At 57.0% G+C, this 16,513-nt stretch carries 14 protein-coding genes; 5 read left to right on the top strand and 9 right to left on the bottom strand.

The features are described from left to right. Nucleotides 1–7: 7 nt before the first annotated feature. Both ACR8BN_RS18275 and udp read right to left on the bottom strand, forming a co-directional pair. Nucleotides 8–1,276: a tetratricopeptide repeat protein gene (locus ACR8BN_RS18275; protein WP_434747200.1), complete on the bottom strand. Its 1,269-nt coding sequence runs from the start codon at nucleotides 1,274–1,276 to the stop codon at nucleotides 8–10. 92 nt (nucleotides 1,277–1,368) lie between these two features. After that, nucleotides 1,369–2,130: a uridine phosphorylase gene (udp, locus tag ACR8BN_RS18280; RefSeq protein ID WP_010257266.1), complete on the bottom strand. Its 762-nt coding sequence runs from the start codon at nucleotides 2,128–2,130 to the stop codon at nucleotides 1,369–1,371. Nucleotides 2,131–2,433: 303 nt separating this feature from the next. Here udp and ACR8BN_RS18285 point away from each other — a divergent pair, with 303 nt between their 5' ends. Beyond that, the gene (locus ACR8BN_RS18285; protein WP_434747201.1) at nucleotides 2,434–3,267 is read left to right on the top strand and encodes a dienelactone hydrolase family protein; all 834 of its coding nucleotides are present in this window, start codon (nucleotides 2,434–2,436) and stop codon (nucleotides 3,265–3,267) included. 55 nt (nucleotides 3,268–3,322) lie between these two features. On the opposite strand, the gene metE is transcribed toward ACR8BN_RS18285, so the two are convergent. Then, nucleotides 3,323–5,593: a 5-methyltetrahydropteroyltriglutamate--homocysteine S-methyltransferase gene (metE, locus tag ACR8BN_RS18290; protein WP_434747202.1), complete on the bottom strand. Its 2,271-nt coding sequence runs from the start codon at nucleotides 5,591–5,593 to the stop codon at nucleotides 3,323–3,325. 144 nt (nucleotides 5,594–5,737) lie between these two features. Between metE and metR the strand changes: the two genes are divergently transcribed. Together metR and ACR8BN_RS18300 are read left to right on the top strand one after the other, a co-directional pair. Further along, nucleotides 5,738–6,664 (top strand): HTH-type transcriptional regulator MetR, encoded by a 927-nt coding sequence (metR, locus tag ACR8BN_RS18295; RefSeq protein ID WP_003854400.1) that lies wholly within the window; start codon nucleotides 5,738–5,740, stop codon nucleotides 6,662–6,664. Nucleotides 6,665–6,747: 83 nt separating this feature from the next. Beyond that, nucleotides 6,748–7,227 (top strand): DUF1456 family protein, encoded by a 480-nt coding sequence (locus ACR8BN_RS18300; protein WP_434747203.1) that lies wholly within the window; start codon nucleotides 6,748–6,750, stop codon nucleotides 7,225–7,227. Nucleotides 7,228–7,737: 510 nt separating this feature from the next. Here the strand turns inward: ACR8BN_RS18300 and ACR8BN_RS18305 are convergent. Then, a complete protein-coding gene (locus tag ACR8BN_RS18305; RefSeq protein WP_031590279.1) occupies nucleotides 7,738–8,601 on the bottom strand; it encodes a carboxylate/amino acid/amine transporter in 864 nt (287 codons plus the stop codon). A 374-nt stretch (nucleotides 8,602–8,975) separates the two neighbouring features. On the opposite strand from ACR8BN_RS18305, the gene glpT reads away from it, so the two are divergent. Beyond that, on the top strand, nucleotides 8,976–10,316 hold the full coding sequence (glpT, locus tag ACR8BN_RS18310; RefSeq protein WP_434747204.1) for a glycerol-3-phosphate transporter: 1,341 nt from the start codon (nucleotides 8,976–8,978) through the stop codon (nucleotides 10,314–10,316). Between the two features lie 48 nt (nucleotides 10,317–10,364). On the opposite strand, the gene yigL is transcribed toward glpT, so the two are convergent. Continuing rightward, nucleotides 10,365–11,165: a sugar/pyridoxal phosphate phosphatase YigL gene (gene yigL, locus ACR8BN_RS18315; RefSeq protein WP_010257286.1), complete on the bottom strand. Its 801-nt coding sequence runs from the start codon at nucleotides 11,163–11,165 to the stop codon at nucleotides 10,365–10,367. Nucleotides 11,166–11,195: 30 nt separating this feature from the next. Continuing rightward, entirely contained in the window at nucleotides 11,196–12,209 is a 1,014-nt protein-coding gene (pldB, locus tag ACR8BN_RS18320; protein WP_434747205.1) for a lysophospholipase L2, read from the bottom strand. 112 nt (nucleotides 12,210–12,321) lie between these two features. Here pldB and rhtB point away from each other — a divergent pair, with 112 nt between their 5' ends. Further along, nucleotides 12,322–12,945 carry a homoserine/homoserine lactone efflux protein gene (rhtB, locus tag ACR8BN_RS18325; RefSeq protein ID WP_010257290.1) on the top strand — a complete coding sequence of 208 codons (624 nt, stop codon included), beginning with the start codon at nucleotides 12,322–12,324 and terminating at the stop codon, nucleotides 12,943–12,945. 53 nt (nucleotides 12,946–12,998) lie between these two features. On the opposite strand, the gene ACR8BN_RS18330 is transcribed toward rhtB, so the two are convergent. The 3 genes from ACR8BN_RS18330 to recQ all read right to left on the bottom strand — a co-directional run bounded on the left by ACR8BN_RS18330 (nucleotide 12,999) and on the right by recQ (nucleotide 16,499). Then, nucleotides 12,999–13,808, bottom strand: a complete 810-nt coding sequence (locus ACR8BN_RS18330; RefSeq protein WP_434747597.1) for a DUF1460 domain-containing protein — start codon at nucleotides 13,806–13,808, stop codon at nucleotides 12,999–13,001. 225 nt (nucleotides 13,809–14,033) lie between these two features. Continuing rightward, the gene (gene rhtC, locus ACR8BN_RS18335; RefSeq protein ID WP_434747206.1) at nucleotides 14,034–14,657 is read right to left on the bottom strand and encodes a threonine export protein RhtC; all 624 of its coding nucleotides are present in this window, start codon (nucleotides 14,655–14,657) and stop codon (nucleotides 14,034–14,036) included. A gap of 12 nt (nucleotides 14,658–14,669) precedes the next feature. Then, nucleotides 14,670–16,499 carry an ATP-dependent DNA helicase RecQ gene (gene recQ / locus ACR8BN_RS18340; RefSeq protein WP_115765137.1) on the bottom strand — a complete coding sequence of 610 codons (1,830 nt, stop codon included), beginning with the start codon at nucleotides 16,497–16,499 and terminating at the stop codon, nucleotides 14,670–14,672. Nucleotides 16,500–16,513: the final 14 nt, after the last annotated feature.

The raw sequence follows: 16,513 nt of genomic DNA on the forward strand, positions 1-16,513 counted from the left end.
CAGCGCCTTACAGTGCCGCCACCGTGAGCTTGCCAGCCTGCCAATCATCAATCAGGAAAAACGGCATGGGAAATAGCCATTCACCCTTTTTAACCTGCGCCAGATAGTGCCAGGTTGTTCCGCCCGAGGTGATCGCGACGCGCTGTCTGCTTCCCTCAGCGGCGCTGGATTTGCCGGTCATACTGGCAAAACCGGCATTGCTGCCCACATGGAAATGCGGCGTCTGCCAGCGCACGGGGGCATGGTCAGGCCACGGCTGGGCCTGATGAAAATGAAACAGCGCATCGTGGCTCAGGAGGCTTTCGCGCACCGTCGGCCACAACGCCACCTTGAGGAAATATTGATCGGTGAAGCGCTGGCTGCCCTGATACTCCGCAATGAAATCGCGCATCGCCTGTTCCACATCCCGGAAGACGCCGTGACAGCCGCCCCACATCCCTGCCAGCAACAGCTCAGTATGGGAGAAGTAGTCACGCATATGGTGGAACCAGTAAGGTGACGCCAGCCAGGCGTTTACCGCTGCCGCTTCGCGCTCCGAGAGCAGCGAGTCGGCATCACGGACGATAAAGCGTTTCACGCCAGGATCGTCCATCACCAGGAAACGCCACAAGGTCGGAAACAGGGTTTTCTCGTGGGACATATCGATCAGCTGGACGTGCGGCTGGTCAAGGCGCTGCCAGACATGCTGCGGCACGCTGTCATCAAGGTAGATGCGGCAGACCCAGCCGGGATAGAGCTCAGGCGCCACTTCAACGTTTTTGATTAAGGTTTCACAGTAGCGCGGCTGATCGCCATAGAGGCAGAAAGCGATGACATTCTGGTGCGGATGAGTGAGATCGACAGGCTCCGGTTGCGGAGCGGGAAACGCGGCGCGCTGCCCCTGACTGAAACGCGCATCAGAGCGCTTCAGCGACGCCAGACCGTGACGCGCCACCTCGTCCTTTTTATCCAGCCAGCCACACACTTCGGTCAGGCCATCCAGCCAGGTTTCAGAGGCGGTAGCCTGCACCGCGGGCGGTGACTGATAAATCTTCTGGTAGATTTTGTACGATTTATTGTACTGACCCAGACGCAGCAGGCAGAGCGCGTAGTCGCTCAACACCTGCATCTGATTGGGCATCGTGCGCAATACCTCTTCACAGCATTGAGCGGCCAGCGCATAGTCGCCCTGTTGCATGGCGGTACGGAAACGTTCGGCACTGCGTTCCAGCATGGCTTTGAGTGCGGCCGGATTAGCACCAGGAGCAGGACGTCGGACGGGAATAGTATTGCGCATAAAAACTCTCAGGTTTCACTGATGTTACGCGCCGTTAACTACCGGCAGCAGATTTTGAGTCTGGACAAAAAACCTGCTGCCAGACGCAATCGTTATAGTAAACGACGCGCCGCTTCGACCACAATCTTCACTGCGTCGCTTTCTGTCTGTTTCATGGTGACCGCATCCGGGATCTCTTTCTGAGTGCGGTTCACAATCACGCCCGCCACCATGCCGGCTCGCAGACCCTGGCTGGCGCACATGGTTAACAGTGTAGCGGATTCCATCTCATAGTTGAGAACGCCCATCTCCTGCCACTCTTTCATCGATCCCCTGAAGCGACTGACTACGCGGCCCGAGACGGTGTCGTAGCGCTCCTGGCCCGGATAGAAGGTGTCAGAAGAGGCGGTGATGCCGATATGCGTTTTCGCGCCACAGGCTTCTGCGGCGGCAACCAGCGCGGTGGTGCAGGCGAAATCAGCCACTGCCGGGAACTCCATCGGCGCAAAATGCAGGCTGGCCCCGTCCAGGCGAACAGACGCGGTAGTCACCAGCACATCGCCGACATTGATATGCGGCTGGATAGCGCCCGTAGTACCGACACGCAGGAAGGTCCGCACGCCAAGCTGCGCCAGCTCTTCGACCGCAATCGAGGTAGACGGACCGCCAATGCCGGTTGAGCAGACTACGACCGGCTTACCATCAATTTTTGCCAGCCAGGAGGTAAATTCACGGTGTGAGGCGAGATGCGTGGCATCTTCCATCAGTCCGGCAATTTTCTTCACGCGCTCCGGATCGCCCGGCACAATCGCCAGGGTGGCGCCCTGCAGATCGGCTTTAGTCAGGCCAAGATGGAAAACGTCAGACTGTGTCATTTTCAGACTCCTGTTAAGGGAAGGTAGCGCGCCACTCTACGCCAGCACGCCCGATAAATATGTGACAAAATTCACTTAAGAAAATGAAAGTTACATTTCCAGGAAGATAAATTGTGACAACAATCACACAATAGCATCTTCCTGGTGCGGATAGCTCTCGGTGGGGCTGTGTCAGGGTCTGCGCAATGTTAAAGAGGAGGATGATTTTATTCGCTGCTGATTCTGTGACCCGACACCTGGCGCATACGCTTTCCGGCCAGGCTATAGTTACGTGATTGCGCAAATGCTTGCACGGAGAGAATAATGAAACCCAGTGATAATATGGCACAAAAACCGGCGACGGGCGGCTTTGCCCCTGCCGTGCAGCCCATCGCCTCCACCACCATCATTACCGACAGCCCGGCGATTCACGCGGGTGAAACCTCAGTGCCCAGCCAGGGCGAAAACATGCCGGCATTCTTTGCAAAACCCCAGTCAGCGGAAGGCCCGTGGCCTGTCGTGCTGGTCGTGCAGGAGATCTTTGGTGTGCATGAACACATCCGGGATATCTGCCGCCGCCTGGCGCTGGAAGGCTATCTGGCGATTGCGCCTGAGCTCTATTTCCGCGAGGGCGATCCCGCTGAGTATAACGATATCCCGACGCTGTTCAGCGAGCTGGTCAGCAAAGTGCCTGACAGCCAGGTGCTGGCCGATCTCGATCATGCCGCCAACTGGGCCGCACGCAACGGCGGCGATATTCGTCGCATGGGCATTACCGGTTTTTGCTGGGGTGGCCGCATCAGCTGGCTCTACGCCGCGCATAACCCGCAACTGCGCGCCGCCGTGGCGTGGTATGGACGACTGACCGGTGAGCGTACGCTGAAGCAGCAGAAGCATCCTATTGATATTGCGGTCGATCTGAATGCGCCAGTATTAGGTTTGTATGGTGGCCAGGATGAGGGTATCCCGCTGGAGAGCGTCGAGCAGATGCGTCAGGCACTCCATGCCGCCAATGCGACCGCAGAGATCATCGTCTATCCCGAAGCGGGCCATGCCTTTAATGCTGACTATCGTGCAAGCTATCATGCTGAATCTGCCAATGATGGCTGGCAGCGGATGCTGGCCTGGTTCAGGCAGTATGGTGTTGCATCGCAGTAAATGAAAAAGGGGCGCTTATGCGCCCCTGATTTTTTCACCCACCAGACCCGATTCCCTACGCCGTTTCGCCACGCAATTTCTTCGCCGCCGTCACCATGTTCGCCAGCGCCTGACGCGTTTCCGTCCAGCCCCGTGTTTTTAAACCGCAATCCGGGTTCACCCACAGACGCGCTTCCGGAATACGTTTTGCCGCCTTCAGTAACAGTGCTTCTATCCACTCCACGCTGGGGACGTTAGGCGAATGGATGTCGTAGACGCCGGGGCCGATTTCATTCGGGTAGTCGAAGTTTTCAAACGCCTCCAGCAGATCCATGTCAGATCGCGAGGTTTCGATGGTGATCACATCGGCATCCAGCGCCGCGATAGCGTCCATAATGTCGTTGAACTCGCAGTAACACATATGGGTGTGAATCTGGGTTTCATCCCGCGCCACCGCCGCGTTCAGTCGGAAGGCCTCCACCGCCCAGTTCAGGTAGGCGGCCCACTGTGACTGATGCAGTGGCAGACCTTCACGCAGCGCAGGCTCATCAATCTGGATAATCCCGATGCCCGCATTTTCCAGATCTTCGACTTCATCACGCAGCGCCAGCGCGATCTGTTTCGCGATGGTTTCGCGTGACACATCTTCACGCGGAAATGACCAGCAGAGGATGGTTACCGGGCCGGTCAGCATCCCTTTTACCGGTTTATCGGTCAGCGACTGAGCATATCTGGCCCACTCAACGGTGATCGCCTCCGGGCGACTGATATCGCCGATAATGACAGGCGGTTTCACACAGCGTGAACCGTAGCTCTGAACCCAGCCATTCTGTGTGAAGACAAACCCCTCCAGATGTTCGCCGAAGTACTCAACCATGTCGTTACGTTCCGCTTCACCGTGCACCAGCACATCCAGCCCCAGCCGCTCCTGTTCGAGAATCGCCTGCTTAATGTGCTCCGCGATGCCGGTGCGGTAATGGTTGCTGTCGAGCCGGCCCTGTTTAAAGTCGAGGCGCAGGCCGCGAATTTCCGTGGTCTGCGGAAAAGAGCCGATGGTGGTGGTAGGCCAGGCTGGCAGATTGAAACGCTGACGCTGCAGGACCGCCCGCACCGGATAAGCGCTCTGGCGTTCGCTGTGCTGTGGGGTAATGGCCTGCAGACGCTGGCTCACCGCCGCATTATGCACGCGGCGGGAGTGAGCGCGGGCGTGTACCGGTGCGCTCCAGGCTTCCAGCGCCGTCGCATCGTTGTTGTTGAGTGCCTGACTCAGCAGCGAGAGCTCGGCACATTTCTGCAGCGCAAAGGCGAACCAGCTTTTGACTTCATCATCCAGACGGGTCTCGACGCTCAGGTCGATAGGGCTATGCAGCAGCGAGCAGGAGGAGCCAATCCACACCTGTTCACGCGCTCTGGTCAGCGGCTGCAAACGGCTGAACCAGCGGCTCAGATCGGCGCGCCAGACGTTGCGTCCGTTGATCACGCCGAGCGACAGCAGCCAGCTGGCGGGCAGTTGCTGATTCAGTTGCTGAATATCATCACCTCCATGGGCCAGATCGACATGCAGCCCCTGCACCGGCAGCGCACGAATCACATCAATGTTCTGGCCGATGCAGTCAAAATAGGTGGTCAGCAGCAGTTTGCTGTGACCCTGCAGTGCGTCATACGCCGGCTGGAAGGCTTCGCGCCACGTCTGCGGCAGCTCCAGCGCCAGAGCAGGTTCATCAATCTGTACCCATTCGATGCCGCGCTTTGCCAGTTCCGCCAGCACCTGCTGATAGACCGGCAGAATCCCCTCCAGCAGCGACAGACGTTCAAACGGCTCACCCTTCACTTTACCCAGCCACAGATACGTCACCGGCCCCAGTAGCACTGGCTTGATGTTGTGTCCCAGCGCCAGTGCCTCATCCACCTCGTCCAGCAGTTGGGTCCAGGTCAGTTTAAACGTCTGACCCTGGGTAAATTCCGGCACCATGTAGTGATAGTTGGTGTTAAACCATTTGGTCATTTCTGCCGCCGCTGCAGGCTCGCCGGTCGGCGCACGACCGCGTGCCAGGCGGAACAGGGTGTCGAGGTCCACGGTGCCGGCTTTGTTCTGATGACGCGCGGGCACGTTGCCCAGCATCAGGCTGGTGGTCAGCACATGGTCATACCAGGCGAAATCGCCGACCGGCAGCAGATCGACGCCCGCCTCTTTCTGTTGTTGCCAGTGTCGCGCACGCAGCTCACGGCCCGTCGCCAGTAACGCCTGCTGCGTGCTGTCGCCAGCCCAGTAACTCTCCAGCGCTTTTTTCAGTTCACGGCGCAGGCCAATACGGGGAAAGCCGAGGGTATGGTTCAGGATAGTCATGTGCTGTTCTCCAGATAATCTTTCACTTTGGCTTAAATGGGCAGCCAAAGATGTTTAGCCGTCCAGATGTTTACACTGCTATACTCTGCGGGTACTGTATATTGCTCAAGCGCAATATGTTCATTTTCGATGTGAAGGACTCTCATGATCGAACTCAAGCACCTGCGGACGCTTCAGGCTCTGCGCAATACGGGCTCGCTGGCGGCGGCCGCGGCCCAGCTTCATCAGACGCAATCGGCGTTGTCTCATCAGTTCAGCGATCTGGAGCAGCGACTGGGATTCCGCCTGTTCGTGCGTAAAAGTCAGCCGCTGCGCTTTACGCCGCAGGGCGATATTCTGCTGCAGCTGGCCGAGCAGGTGCTGCCGCAGATTCAGCAGGCATTGCAGGCCTGCCATGAGCCGCATCAGACCACATTACGGGTGGCGATAGAGTGCCATAGCTGCATTCAGTGGCTGACCCCCGCGCTGGATAAATTCCGCCAGAGCTGGCCGCAGGTGGTGATGGATTTCAAATCGGGCGTGACCTTTGATCCTCAACCCGCCCTGCAACAGGGTGAGCTGGATGTGGTGCTGACCTCCGATATCCTGGCGCGCTCGGGTCTGTTCTACTCCCCGATGTTTGATTATGAAGTACGTCTGGTGCTGGCAACGGATCACCCGCTGGCGCAGGTTGAGCAGATTTCGCCGGAAGATCTAGCCGATGAGGTGTTGATGATCTATCCGGTGCAGCGTCAGCGTCTGGATATCTGGCGTCACTTTCTGCAGCCCGCAGGCGTCAGTCCGGCACTGAAAAGTGTGGATAACACCCTGCTGATGATTCAGATGGTCTCGGCGCGTATGGGGATTGCCGCGCTGCCGCATTGGGTGGTGGAGAGTTTTGAGAAGCAGGGTCTGGTGGTCACCCGCACGCTGGGTGATGGCCTGTGGAGCCGTCTTTATGCGGCCGTGCGCGAAGGGGAGCAACGTCAGCCGGTGCTGGAAGCGTTTATCCGCTTTGCCCGTCAGCACGCCTGTGAGCATCTGCCTTTTGTGCGCGACGCCGCGCTGCCCGGTGCGGTGTTGCAGCGGTAATCTGGCGGGCACAAACCTGCGCGAAGGCGGGCAAAATCCCCTATAATGCGCAGCCTGTCGACTGACCACGAGAAGATTTCACCATGACTAACAATGATATTCTGCGCAGCGTGCGCTACATGCTCAACCTGAGCGATGCCAAAATGGTGGAGATTTTTGCGCTGGCGCAATGTGACGTGCCGCTGGCGGATATTCAGGCGTGGCTGAAAAAAGATGACGATGCTGCGTTCCGTGCCTGCCCCGATGTGCTGATGGGTTATTTCCTGAATGGCCTGATCTTCTACCGTCGCGGTAAAAGTGAAGATGCGCCCGCACCGTCGATTGAGCGCAAGATGACCAACAACATCTTCATGAGAAAGCTGCGTATCGCTTTTGATCTGAAAACCACCGATATTCCTGATGTACTGAAGCGCGTGAATTTTACCGTTTCACAGGCTGAGATTGGTGCGATTTTCCGCAAACCTGATCATAAGAACTACCGCGAATGCGGCGATCAGATTCTGCGTAACTTCCTGAAAGGGCTGGCGATGATTCAGCGTCCTAAGAGTGAGAAGCCTGCTTAACGTCTGTGGCTGATCGCTTCGGGTACCTGCGTGGTCAGAGTGGCGCATCTGATCGCAAAGAAAGCCTGCATCCATGCAGCACGGCCTCGCCATCCCTGGCTCGGACGCTTTGCTCCTCAGTTGCGCCACCTCTTCCCTCAAGCTTCTTCATGGCTTTTTAATCAGCAACACCAGGCCAGCGCTGGGGAGTGAAAGCGGGTCATCGGTGGAGCGTTCGTCGCAGGGGGAAAAAGCGCCGGGCGCGTTTCTGAACCATCCTGTAAGATTCCTTCACGATCGCACACGCCAACTCCATCGCGAATGCTCTACGTTTCAGCGCGCCATCCCCTCTTTCATATTCGCTCTGAGCCCCTGGTTCAACTGCGATGATGCTGTTAAGTCTCCCGGGCTGGCGCGTCTGAAGAGCGAAGCGTCCGGGCCAGGGATGGCCCGGCCGATCAACAGGGATGTGAGATTCCTTCGCGATCGGACGCGCCAGCCCGGGAGGCCGCACCCATGCAACAGCCCTGTTTATGATCGGTCACTGCGCCCCACCACCCAGCGCTTGTGCACCCACAGCGAGGCGAGGATCACCAGTGCGCCCGCAATAAAGCCTGGCCAGTGCGGTTTCTCCTGCCAGATAGCCAGATTCACCAGCAGCCCGGCAGGAACGTGCATGTTATTCATAATGCCCAGCGTACCGGCATCGACCTGGGTCGCACCATAATTCCACATAAAATAGCCCAGACCAGAAGCCGCAATGCCCAGCCAGACCAGAATGCCCCACTGCAATGAGGTGGTCGGCAACTTCTGCGGATTGCCCCAGGCACACCATGCGATCACCGCAATCAACACCGCACCCAGATAGAACCAGGAGAAGGCCGCGTGCTGCGGCATCGGGCGGGTCTCCTGCAGACGCTTATAGCCCACCATTCCCGCCGCAAAGCAGATGTTTGCCAGTTGCACTAACAGCAGACCAAACCAGAAATGATCGCTGACTTTGTCATAGCGAATAATCGCCGCACCTGCCACAGCCAGCAGTGCACTGAAGATATAGCCGATGCGCAGTGGACGACGGCTGATCAGATCGTAAATCAGCGTCACATAAAGCGGCGTCATCACCGTAAACAGCAGGAATTCCGACACGCTAAGGTAGAGATAGGCTTCAAAACTCAGCAGATACATCACGCCCAGCTGCAGCATCCCGACCAGCATGTAAAGCAACAGCGTTGAAGGGCGATGACCACGCCAGCGCAGGAAAGGTAAAAATACCAGCGCAGCCAGCGCCAGTCGCATCAGTACAGAGAACCAGCTGTCCACCTGCCCGGCAAGATATTCGCCGATCAGACTGAACGAAAAGGCCCACAGAATGGTGGTAATAATCAATAAAAACACGGTGACGACCCCGAAATTAACAGGCCGTCAGTGTAAACAATGTGCTGCCATCAGGCTGTGAAATCTGGTTGACATCTGATTACAAAACAGGCGATCAGAATGCCCATCGGAAAAGGGCTTTCGCTTCCTGACATAACTGTCTGCAGAAAGATCTTTCAGCCAGATAAAATGCGCGAAATGATCCATCACATGATCACTTCCGCTCCAGAATGTAATAAAAGTGTAACAAATGTGTCATTCATCACAGTAACGTTGCGCAACTAACACTATTCTTTGCGCGAAATGGAACATTCTGCGTCCATTTTCTTCTGCTCTTTTCCTGCCCCAACCTGCTGGGAATTAAAAACCATAATGTGCCCTGGAGGGCCTCACTGATGCTGAGCATTTTTAAACCTGCACCACGTCAGCCGCAGGTGGCGGAGGATCACGTTGATCCGCTCTACCGTCGTCTGCGCTGGCAAATTTTCATCGGGATCTTCTTTGGTTACGCCGCCTACTATCTGGTCAGAAAAAACTTCGCACTCGCCATGCCCTACCTGGTAGAGCAGGGTTTTTCACGTGGCGATCTCGGTTTTGCCTTATCCGGGATATCTATCGCCTACGGCTTTTCAAAATTCATCATGGGATCGGTCTCTGACCGCTCAAACCCGCGCGTCTTCTTACCGGCAGGCCTGATTCTGGCCGCGACAGTGATGCTGATTATGGGATTCGTGCCCTGGGCCACCTCCAGCATCATGGTGATGTTCGTGCTGCTGTTTATCTGCGGCTGGTTCCAGGGCATGGGCTGGCCACCTTGTGGACGTACCATGGTTCACTGGTGGTCGCAGAAGGAGCGCGGCAGGATCGTTTCGGTCTGGAACTGCGCCCATAATGTCGGCGGCGGTATTCCGCCTCTGCTGTTCCTGCTCGGTATGGCGTGGTTCAACGACTGGAAAGCGGCTCTCTATATGCCGGCGTTTGGCGCCATCGCCATTGCTATTCTGGCCTTTGCGCTGATGCGCGATACGCCGCAATCCTGTGGTCTGCCACCGATTGAAGAGTACAAAAACGACTATCCGCCCGACTACGATGCCAGCCACGAAGAGGAGCTGACGGCTAAACAGATCTTCATGAAATATGTACTGCCGAACAAGCTGCTGTGGTACATCGCGCTGGCCAACGTATTTGTTTATCTGCTGCGCTACGGCATTCTCGACTGGTCGCCGACCTATCTCAGAGAAGTAAAACACTTCACGCTGGATAAATCGTCGTGGGCTTACTTCCTGTATGAGTATGCGGGGATCCCCGGGACGCTGCTGTGCGGCTGGATGTCGGACAAAGTGTTCCGCGGTAATCGCGGTGCGACCGGGGTGTTCTTTATGACGCTGGTAACCATCGCGACCGTGATCTACTGGCTCAACCCGGCGGGCAATCCTGGCGTCGATATGGCCTGTATGATTGTGATTGGCTTCCTGATCTACGGTCCGGTGATGCTGATTGGTCTGCACGCGCTGGAGCTGGCGCCGAAAAAAGCGGCGGGGACGGCGGCGGGCTTCACCGGCCTGTTCGGCTATCTGGGTGGATCGGTGGCAGCCAGCGCCATTGTCGGTTACACCGTCGATTACTTCGGCTGGGACGGCGGCTTCATGGTGATGATTGCTGGCTGTGTGCTGGCGGTTATCCTGCTGTTACTGACCATGGTCAGCGAACACAAACACAAAAAGACCTCTGCCTGACGGCAATAAAAAAGGGCCGGATGTCCGGCTCTTTTTTACGCAGACGGCTTAAGCAAGATAGAGCGTGCGCAGCGTCTGCGGCACGGCATCATCGGCATTTGAACCGATCACATCCAGCTCCGGCAGCGTATCTTTCAACCGCTGATGGGCGTTCTGCATGATAAAGCCTTTACCCGCCATGCTCAGCATCTCCACATCGTTCATGCCGTCGCCAAAGGCGATACAGCTTTCCAGTGAGTGGCCCAGCGTTTTCGCCACCGCTTCCAGCGCATGCCCTTTCGACACGCCGCCCGCCATCACTTCCAGGCAGGTAGGCAGCGAGAAACTGACGTTAACCCGGTCGCCCCAGCGCGCTTCAATCGCCTGTTCCATCGGGATCAGATGCTCGGGATTTTCGCAGGTGAAAAAGACCTTGCTGATATTATCGGTTGGCAGCAGACCCGGCTCATAGACCTGATAGTTGAACACCGACTCGCGGAAATAGTCCTGCTCAGCCGGGCTTGAGCGGCTGACAAACCACTCATCGTCGCGGTAAACGTGGGTCAGAATATCGCTGTGATGATATTGCAGGCCAAACAGATCGCTGGCGATATCCTCATCCAGATTATGACTGAACACCAGTTCGCCCTCTGCGTTGTGCACGCGCGCGCCGTTTGAGGTGATCATATAGGCCGGAATCGCCAGGCTGTCGCGCATCTGTCCGACATCGATATGATGACGGCCGGTGGCGAATATAAAGTGAATATCTTTCGCAACCAGTTGCTGCAGCGTTTCACGCGCAAAAGGGGTCAGGCGATGTTCGGGAGAAAGCAGCGTGCCATCCAGATCGGATGCAACGATGTGATACATGAATACCTCGGGTATCTGGTTCTGCCGGCCTTAACCGGTCGGATAAATAACGTCAGTGGTGCGAGGAAAAAAGTCGACCACTGCATTGAGTGCTTCGGCGCGCATCTCATCCTTTTCAAACAGGATCTCATGACGCGCACCGTCGATCACCCGTGGCTTATTGCCCTCACACGGATGACCCGCCGCCGCCATCGCGGCACAAAAAAGGTCCTGCGAACGATTGTCGACCACCCGATCATCGCTGGCCTGTAACAGCAGCAGTGGCGTGGTGATTTTATCGACCTGACTGATGATGTTGCGACCCGCATGGACGCCTTCACGTACCCAATGGTAGGTTGGTCCGCCAACGCGAATCGCCGGATCGTCCGCATAAAAGCGCAGGTTTCGCCGATAACGCTCGGTGCTGTGCGTCAGCCGGTTAATGCCAAACGGATGCGCACGCCAGCGGCCGGTGCCGAGCGCATAGCCATCGCGCATGGCCGGACGCTTCTCCGCCCAGTCCAGAATCCGATGAGCCAGAAAAGAGGGCAACGGTAAAGCAATGCCAAACATCGGCGCCACCAGCGCGGCCGCATGAAACGCCTGCGGCTGACGCGCCAGAAACAGCGTTAAGATTGCGCCGCCCATGGAGTGAGCCAGCGCATAGCGCTGCTGGTAGTGACCGCTGATAATCTCTTTCAGATAGAGCGTTTCAAGGTCGTCGACATAATGGGTAAATTCCGCCACGTGGCCACGGTGTGAATCTTCCAGCAGGCGATCGGAACGCCCCTGACCGCGATGGTCAAGGATCACCACATCAAATCCGCAGTGAAACAGATCGTACGCCAGCTCAGGATATTTTATGTAACTCTCGATGCGTCCCGGCACAATCAGGATCACACGCTTGTGTTGCGGTGATGTGAAGCGGACGTAGCGCAGCGTCAGATTACCCACGCCGGTAAACTCAAGCTCTTCGCGGCTGTGCCAGAAATCGAGCAGTGGCCCGGTAGCGAAGGCAGCAAAGGCTTTTTCTCGTCGCAGCCAGCTGGCTTTGTGTTGATTCATTCGCCCTCCTGATGACCGGATACAGAGTCCTGAATGCCATGCGCAGGCCGTAGCGCCGCGCTTATTTCTGGCGTATTGTGTCACAATTCCGCTACTAAAGAGAGCCTGACCCATGACCATCGAATGGTGGCTGACCTATCTGCTTACCACTACAATTCTCAGCCTGTCGCCCGGTTCCGGCGCAATCAACACCATGAGTACCGGTATCAGCCACGGCTATCGCGGCACGGTGGCCTCTATCTCCGGTTTGCAGGTCGGCCTGGCGCTGCATATCGTGCTGGTCGGCATCGGTCTGGGTGCGCTGTTTTCTCAGTCGCTGCTGGCGTTTGAGATTCTGAAATGGGCCGGTGCGGCCTATCTGGTCTGGCTGGGTATTCAGCAGTGGCGCTCAGCGGGTGGCATTGATCTGGATGCGGTCGCCAGAGCGATGCCGCGTCGTCGCCTGTTCAAACGCGCCGTGCTGGTTAACCTGACCAACCCGAAAAGTATCGTCTTTCTCGCCGCCCTGTTCCCGCAATTTATTCAGCCGCATCAGCCACTATTTATGCAGTATCTGGTGCTGGGCGTCACCACCGTTGTGGTCGATATCATCGTGATGATTGGCTACGCCACGCTGGCAACGCGGATTGCGGGCTGGATTAAGGGACCAAAACAGATGAAGTTAATGAACCGCATTTTTGGCGGGCTGTTTATGGCGGTAGGCGCACTGCTGGCCAGTGCCAGAAAAATCGCTTAACGCCTTTCGCGCCGAATTCGGCGCGAAAGATTATTCCTTCTTCCCTGGCCCCGCTACGGCGCTGACAATGGAACCGCACGCAACACAATGATGCCCGGCTTCGAGCGCATATATTCCCTGAACGGCGCATCGACAACTTTTCGATTAACGGCCAGCGAAGAGGCGTTCCTGAACCATAAGCGGCCATCATGCCGGACAGCAATCCCCACATGCGTAACATCCAGCCCCTGACTGGTGGCGTAAACCCCCACGTAATCGCCGGTCTGGATCTGCTTCAGCACCTGCGGTGTGATCGCCCGGGCCGGAATGTAAGTGATACGACGTGCAATCACACCCAGACCGGGCACCTGTTCTGCTCCGCTGGCCTGACGATTCAGGTGCTTCACCACCGTCACCGTATCCGGGCTAAGGGTGCGGGTCACGTCATCGGCATTGCGCGGGCTATCGGCGAACCAGTCGGAAAAAAAGTGGCGACGATTCCGGTAGCTGACCTCACCGCCAGCGTAGCGGGTCCGAATCAGGTTAGCCTCAAAGCTGGCGCGATCGTGGCTGCGGCTCAGCGCCTGCACATAATCAAGCAGCGTGTAACAATCCACACTGTTGAAATTGATCACCAGCGCTTCCGGACGCGTGGGAGAACCGATCAGCGTATCCGCTTCATAGGGTGTTCCGAGAAACGTCGCAGAGATCCGGCTAATCCTTTCGCCCTGCGTCTTATCGACATCGGGCAGCGTCTGCATCAGGATCGAGGTGACCTCATCGGTCTGGCCCGCCTCTGGCGCAGGATTGCGGGCGGCATCAGGCGAGGCGCAGGCGCTGAGACAGGCCGTCATCAACACCAGTAATATGAACTTCACTCTCATCATCCTCTCCATAAACGTTGCGCCTGCTTCCCGACTGTAATGGAGATGTGGATATGAATGATTAATAAAGAGTGACGATTTATCTGCGGTTGCAACAGCAAAACTCCCTGAGCCCTGGAATGTGACATCCGTCACACAAGCGAACTCTCTCGAGGAAGCGACAGCAAGGGAGGTTTCTGCCGGAGGCGCAACGCGCACTCCGGCATAAAGACTGAAACGCGGAATTTAACGCGAAAGAATCAGGTGGATACCAAAACCGGCAAACAGTACGCCTGCCATGCCATCGACCCACTTCGCCAGTTGCTGATACTTAGCGCGGATCCACGGCAGCGCAAAAATCGCCGCCACCAGGGTAAACCAGGCAAAGGTTTCACCGACAATCAGCAGGAACAGCCCCCAGCGCTCCGCCGAACCGACATCGTCGCCAACAAACAGCGAGAAGACGCTGCCGAAGTAGATAATGGCTTTAGGATTCGACAGGTTCGTCAGCAGGCCTTTGAGAAAGCTCATGCCGCGTTTCGGCAACGCAACCACCGGCTCATCCTGCTGCGGCTGTTTATGACGCTGACGTGCCGAGCACATCAGCTGCCAGCCCATCCACAACAGATAAAGTCCACCGCCGACCATGATGATCTGATGCAGCCAGGCCATTTTTTCCAGAATCAGATGCAGCCCCATCAGCGCCACACCCGCCCAGACCACAATGCCCAGCGTAATGCCCAGTACACCCATCATCGCCTCTTTGCGCGAGCGGCTGGCGGCAGTCTGTGACACGAAAAAGAAATCGGGGCCGGGGCTCATCAGTGCCACCAGATGCACCAGCGCCACAGTGGCGAATAACATCAGCATAATCAGTGTCCTTTACTCTTCATCATCAAGATGCTCTTTGATCATCACCAGGAAAGGTTTGCCAAAGCGCTCCAGTTTGCGGTGACCCACGCCGTTGACGCTGAGCATCTCTGACGCGCTGACCGGCATCTGTTCTGCCATCTCTATCAGTGTGGCGTCATTGAACACCACGTAAGGCGGAATATTCTCTTCATCGGCGATCGCTTTTCGCAGCTTACGCAGCTTGGCGAACAGTTTGCGATCGTAGTTGCCACCGTGAAACTTCGCCGGACTGCTGCTTTTTGTTTTTGCGGTGATTAAACGGGGCACCGCCAGCATCAGTGGCACTTCACCGCGCAGCACGGGACGCGCCGCTTCGGTGAGCTGCAGAGCCGAATGCATAGCGATGTTCTGCGTCACCAGCCCCAGATGGATTAGCTGACGTAACACGCTCACCCAGTGTTCGTGGCTCTGATCTTTGCCCAGTCCATAGACCGGCAGTTTGTCATGGCCCTGCTCTCGGATACGCTGATTGTTGGACCCGCGCAGCACCTCAACGATATAGCCCATACCAAAACGCTGACCCACACGGTAGATGCCGGAGAGCGCTTTTTGCGCTTCAACCAGGCCGTCATACCGTTTAGGCGGGTCGAGACAGATATCGCAGTTATCGCACGGCTGCTGGCGGCCCTCGCCAAAATAGTTCAGCAGCACCAGACGGCGGCAGGTCTGCGCTTCAGCAAACGCGCCCATGGCGTTGAGTTTGTGACGCTCAATATCCTGCAGCGGCCCGGGCACTTTCTCTTCCAGACATTTACGCAGCCAGGCCATATCGGCCGGGTCGTAAAGCATCATCGCTTCGGCAGGCAGACCATCACGTCCGGCCCGCCCGGTTTCCTGATAATAGGACTCAATGTTGCGCGGGATATCGAAGTGGACCACAAAACGGACGTTGGGCTTGTTGATGCCCATGCCAAAGGCCACCGTCGCCACCACGATTTGCAGATCGTCACGCTGAAACGCTTCCTGCACCCGGCCACGCTGTTCGCTGTCGATCCCGGCATGGTATGCCCCAACGCTAAACCCCCGGCTTTGCAGCCGCGCGGCGGTGTCTTCCACCTTCGCCCGGCTGTTGCAGTAGATAATGCCGCACTTGCCGCGCTGATCCTGAACGTAACGCAGCAGCTGATCGGTGGGTTTAAATTTCTCCACCAGCGTGTAGCGAATATTGGGGCGGTCAAAGCTGCTGATCTGGATCAGCGGATCCTGCATATGCAGCAGGTTAACGATGTCGTTGCGGGTGGTTTCATCCGCGGTCGCGGTCAGCGCCATTACCGGTAATTCCGGGAAGCGCTGACGCATCTTGCCGAGTGCGCCATATTCCGGACGGAAATCGTGGCCCCACTGGGAAATACAGTGCGCTTCATCCACCGCCAGCATCGCCGGTTGCCAGTGCGCCAGACTCTCCAGGAAGTTATCCATCATCAGGCGTTCCGGGGCGATGTAGAGCAGCTTAACCCGACCGGTTCGGCAGTCGGCCATCACCGTCTGCTGCTGATCGCGCGTCATAGTGGAGTTGAGATACGCCGCCGCCACGCCGTTCGCCAGCAGCTGATCGACCTGATCTTTCATCAGCGAGATCAGCGGCGACACCACCAGCGTCAGCCCCTCGCGCACCAGCGCAGGGATCTGATAACAGAGCGATTTACCACCGCCGGTGGGCATCACCACCAGACAATCGCGCCCGCTCAGCGCCTCATTGATGATCGTCTGCTGACCGGGACGAAAATGCTGGTAGCCGAAGGTATCCTGCAATACCTGCTGCGCCAGCGCTTCCTGATTAAGAACTGCCGAGGTTGCCACGCGATTCCTGTCTT

Origin of the sequence: Pantoea sp. Lu_F5_004, from assembly GCF_051136245.1 — a bacterium.
Classification (GTDB): Bacteria; Pseudomonadota; Gammaproteobacteria; order Enterobacterales; family Enterobacteriaceae; genus Pantoea; species Pantoea agglomerans.

Excerpts from the sequence above, each read along its gene's own strand:
- ACR8BN_RS18285 (WP_434747201.1), top strand. The coding sequence starts at position 2,434 with ATGAAACCCAGTGATAATATGGCACAAAAACCGGCGACGGGCGGCTTT.
- ACR8BN_RS18275 (WP_434747200.1), bottom strand. The coding sequence starts at position 1,276 with ATGCGCAATACTATTCCCGTCCGACGTCCTGCTCCTGGTGCTAATCCG.
- ACR8BN_RS18300 (WP_434747203.1), top strand. The coding sequence starts at position 6,748 with ATGACTAACAATGATATTCTGCGCAGCGTGCGCTACATGCTCAACCTG.
- pldB (WP_434747205.1), bottom strand. The coding sequence starts at position 12,209 with ATGAATCAACACAAAGCCAGCTGGCTGCGACGAGAAAAAGCCTTTGCT.
- metR (WP_003854400.1), top strand. The coding sequence starts at position 5,738 with ATGATCGAACTCAAGCACCTGCGGACGCTTCAGGCTCTGCGCAATACG.
- yigL (WP_010257286.1), bottom strand. The coding sequence starts at position 11,165 with ATGTATCACATCGTTGCATCCGATCTGGATGGCACGCTGCTTTCTCCC.
- ACR8BN_RS18330 (WP_434747597.1), bottom strand. The coding sequence starts at position 13,808 with ATGAGAGTGAAGTTCATATTACTGGTGTTGATGACGGCCTGTCTCAGC.
- metE (WP_434747202.1), bottom strand. The coding sequence starts at position 5,593 with ATGACTATCCTGAACCATACCCTCGGCTTTCCCCGTATTGGCCTGCGC.
- rhtC (WP_434747206.1), bottom strand. The coding sequence starts at position 14,657 with ATGCTGATGTTATTCGCCACTGTGGCGCTGGTGCATCTGGTGGCACTG.
- udp (WP_010257266.1), bottom strand. The coding sequence starts at position 2,130 with ATGACACAGTCTGACGTTTTCCATCTTGGCCTGACTAAAGCCGATCTG.
- rhtB (WP_010257290.1), top strand. The coding sequence starts at position 12,322 with ATGACCATCGAATGGTGGCTGACCTATCTGCTTACCACTACAATTCTC.
- glpT (WP_434747204.1), top strand. The coding sequence starts at position 8,976 with ATGCTGAGCATTTTTAAACCTGCACCACGTCAGCCGCAGGTGGCGGAG.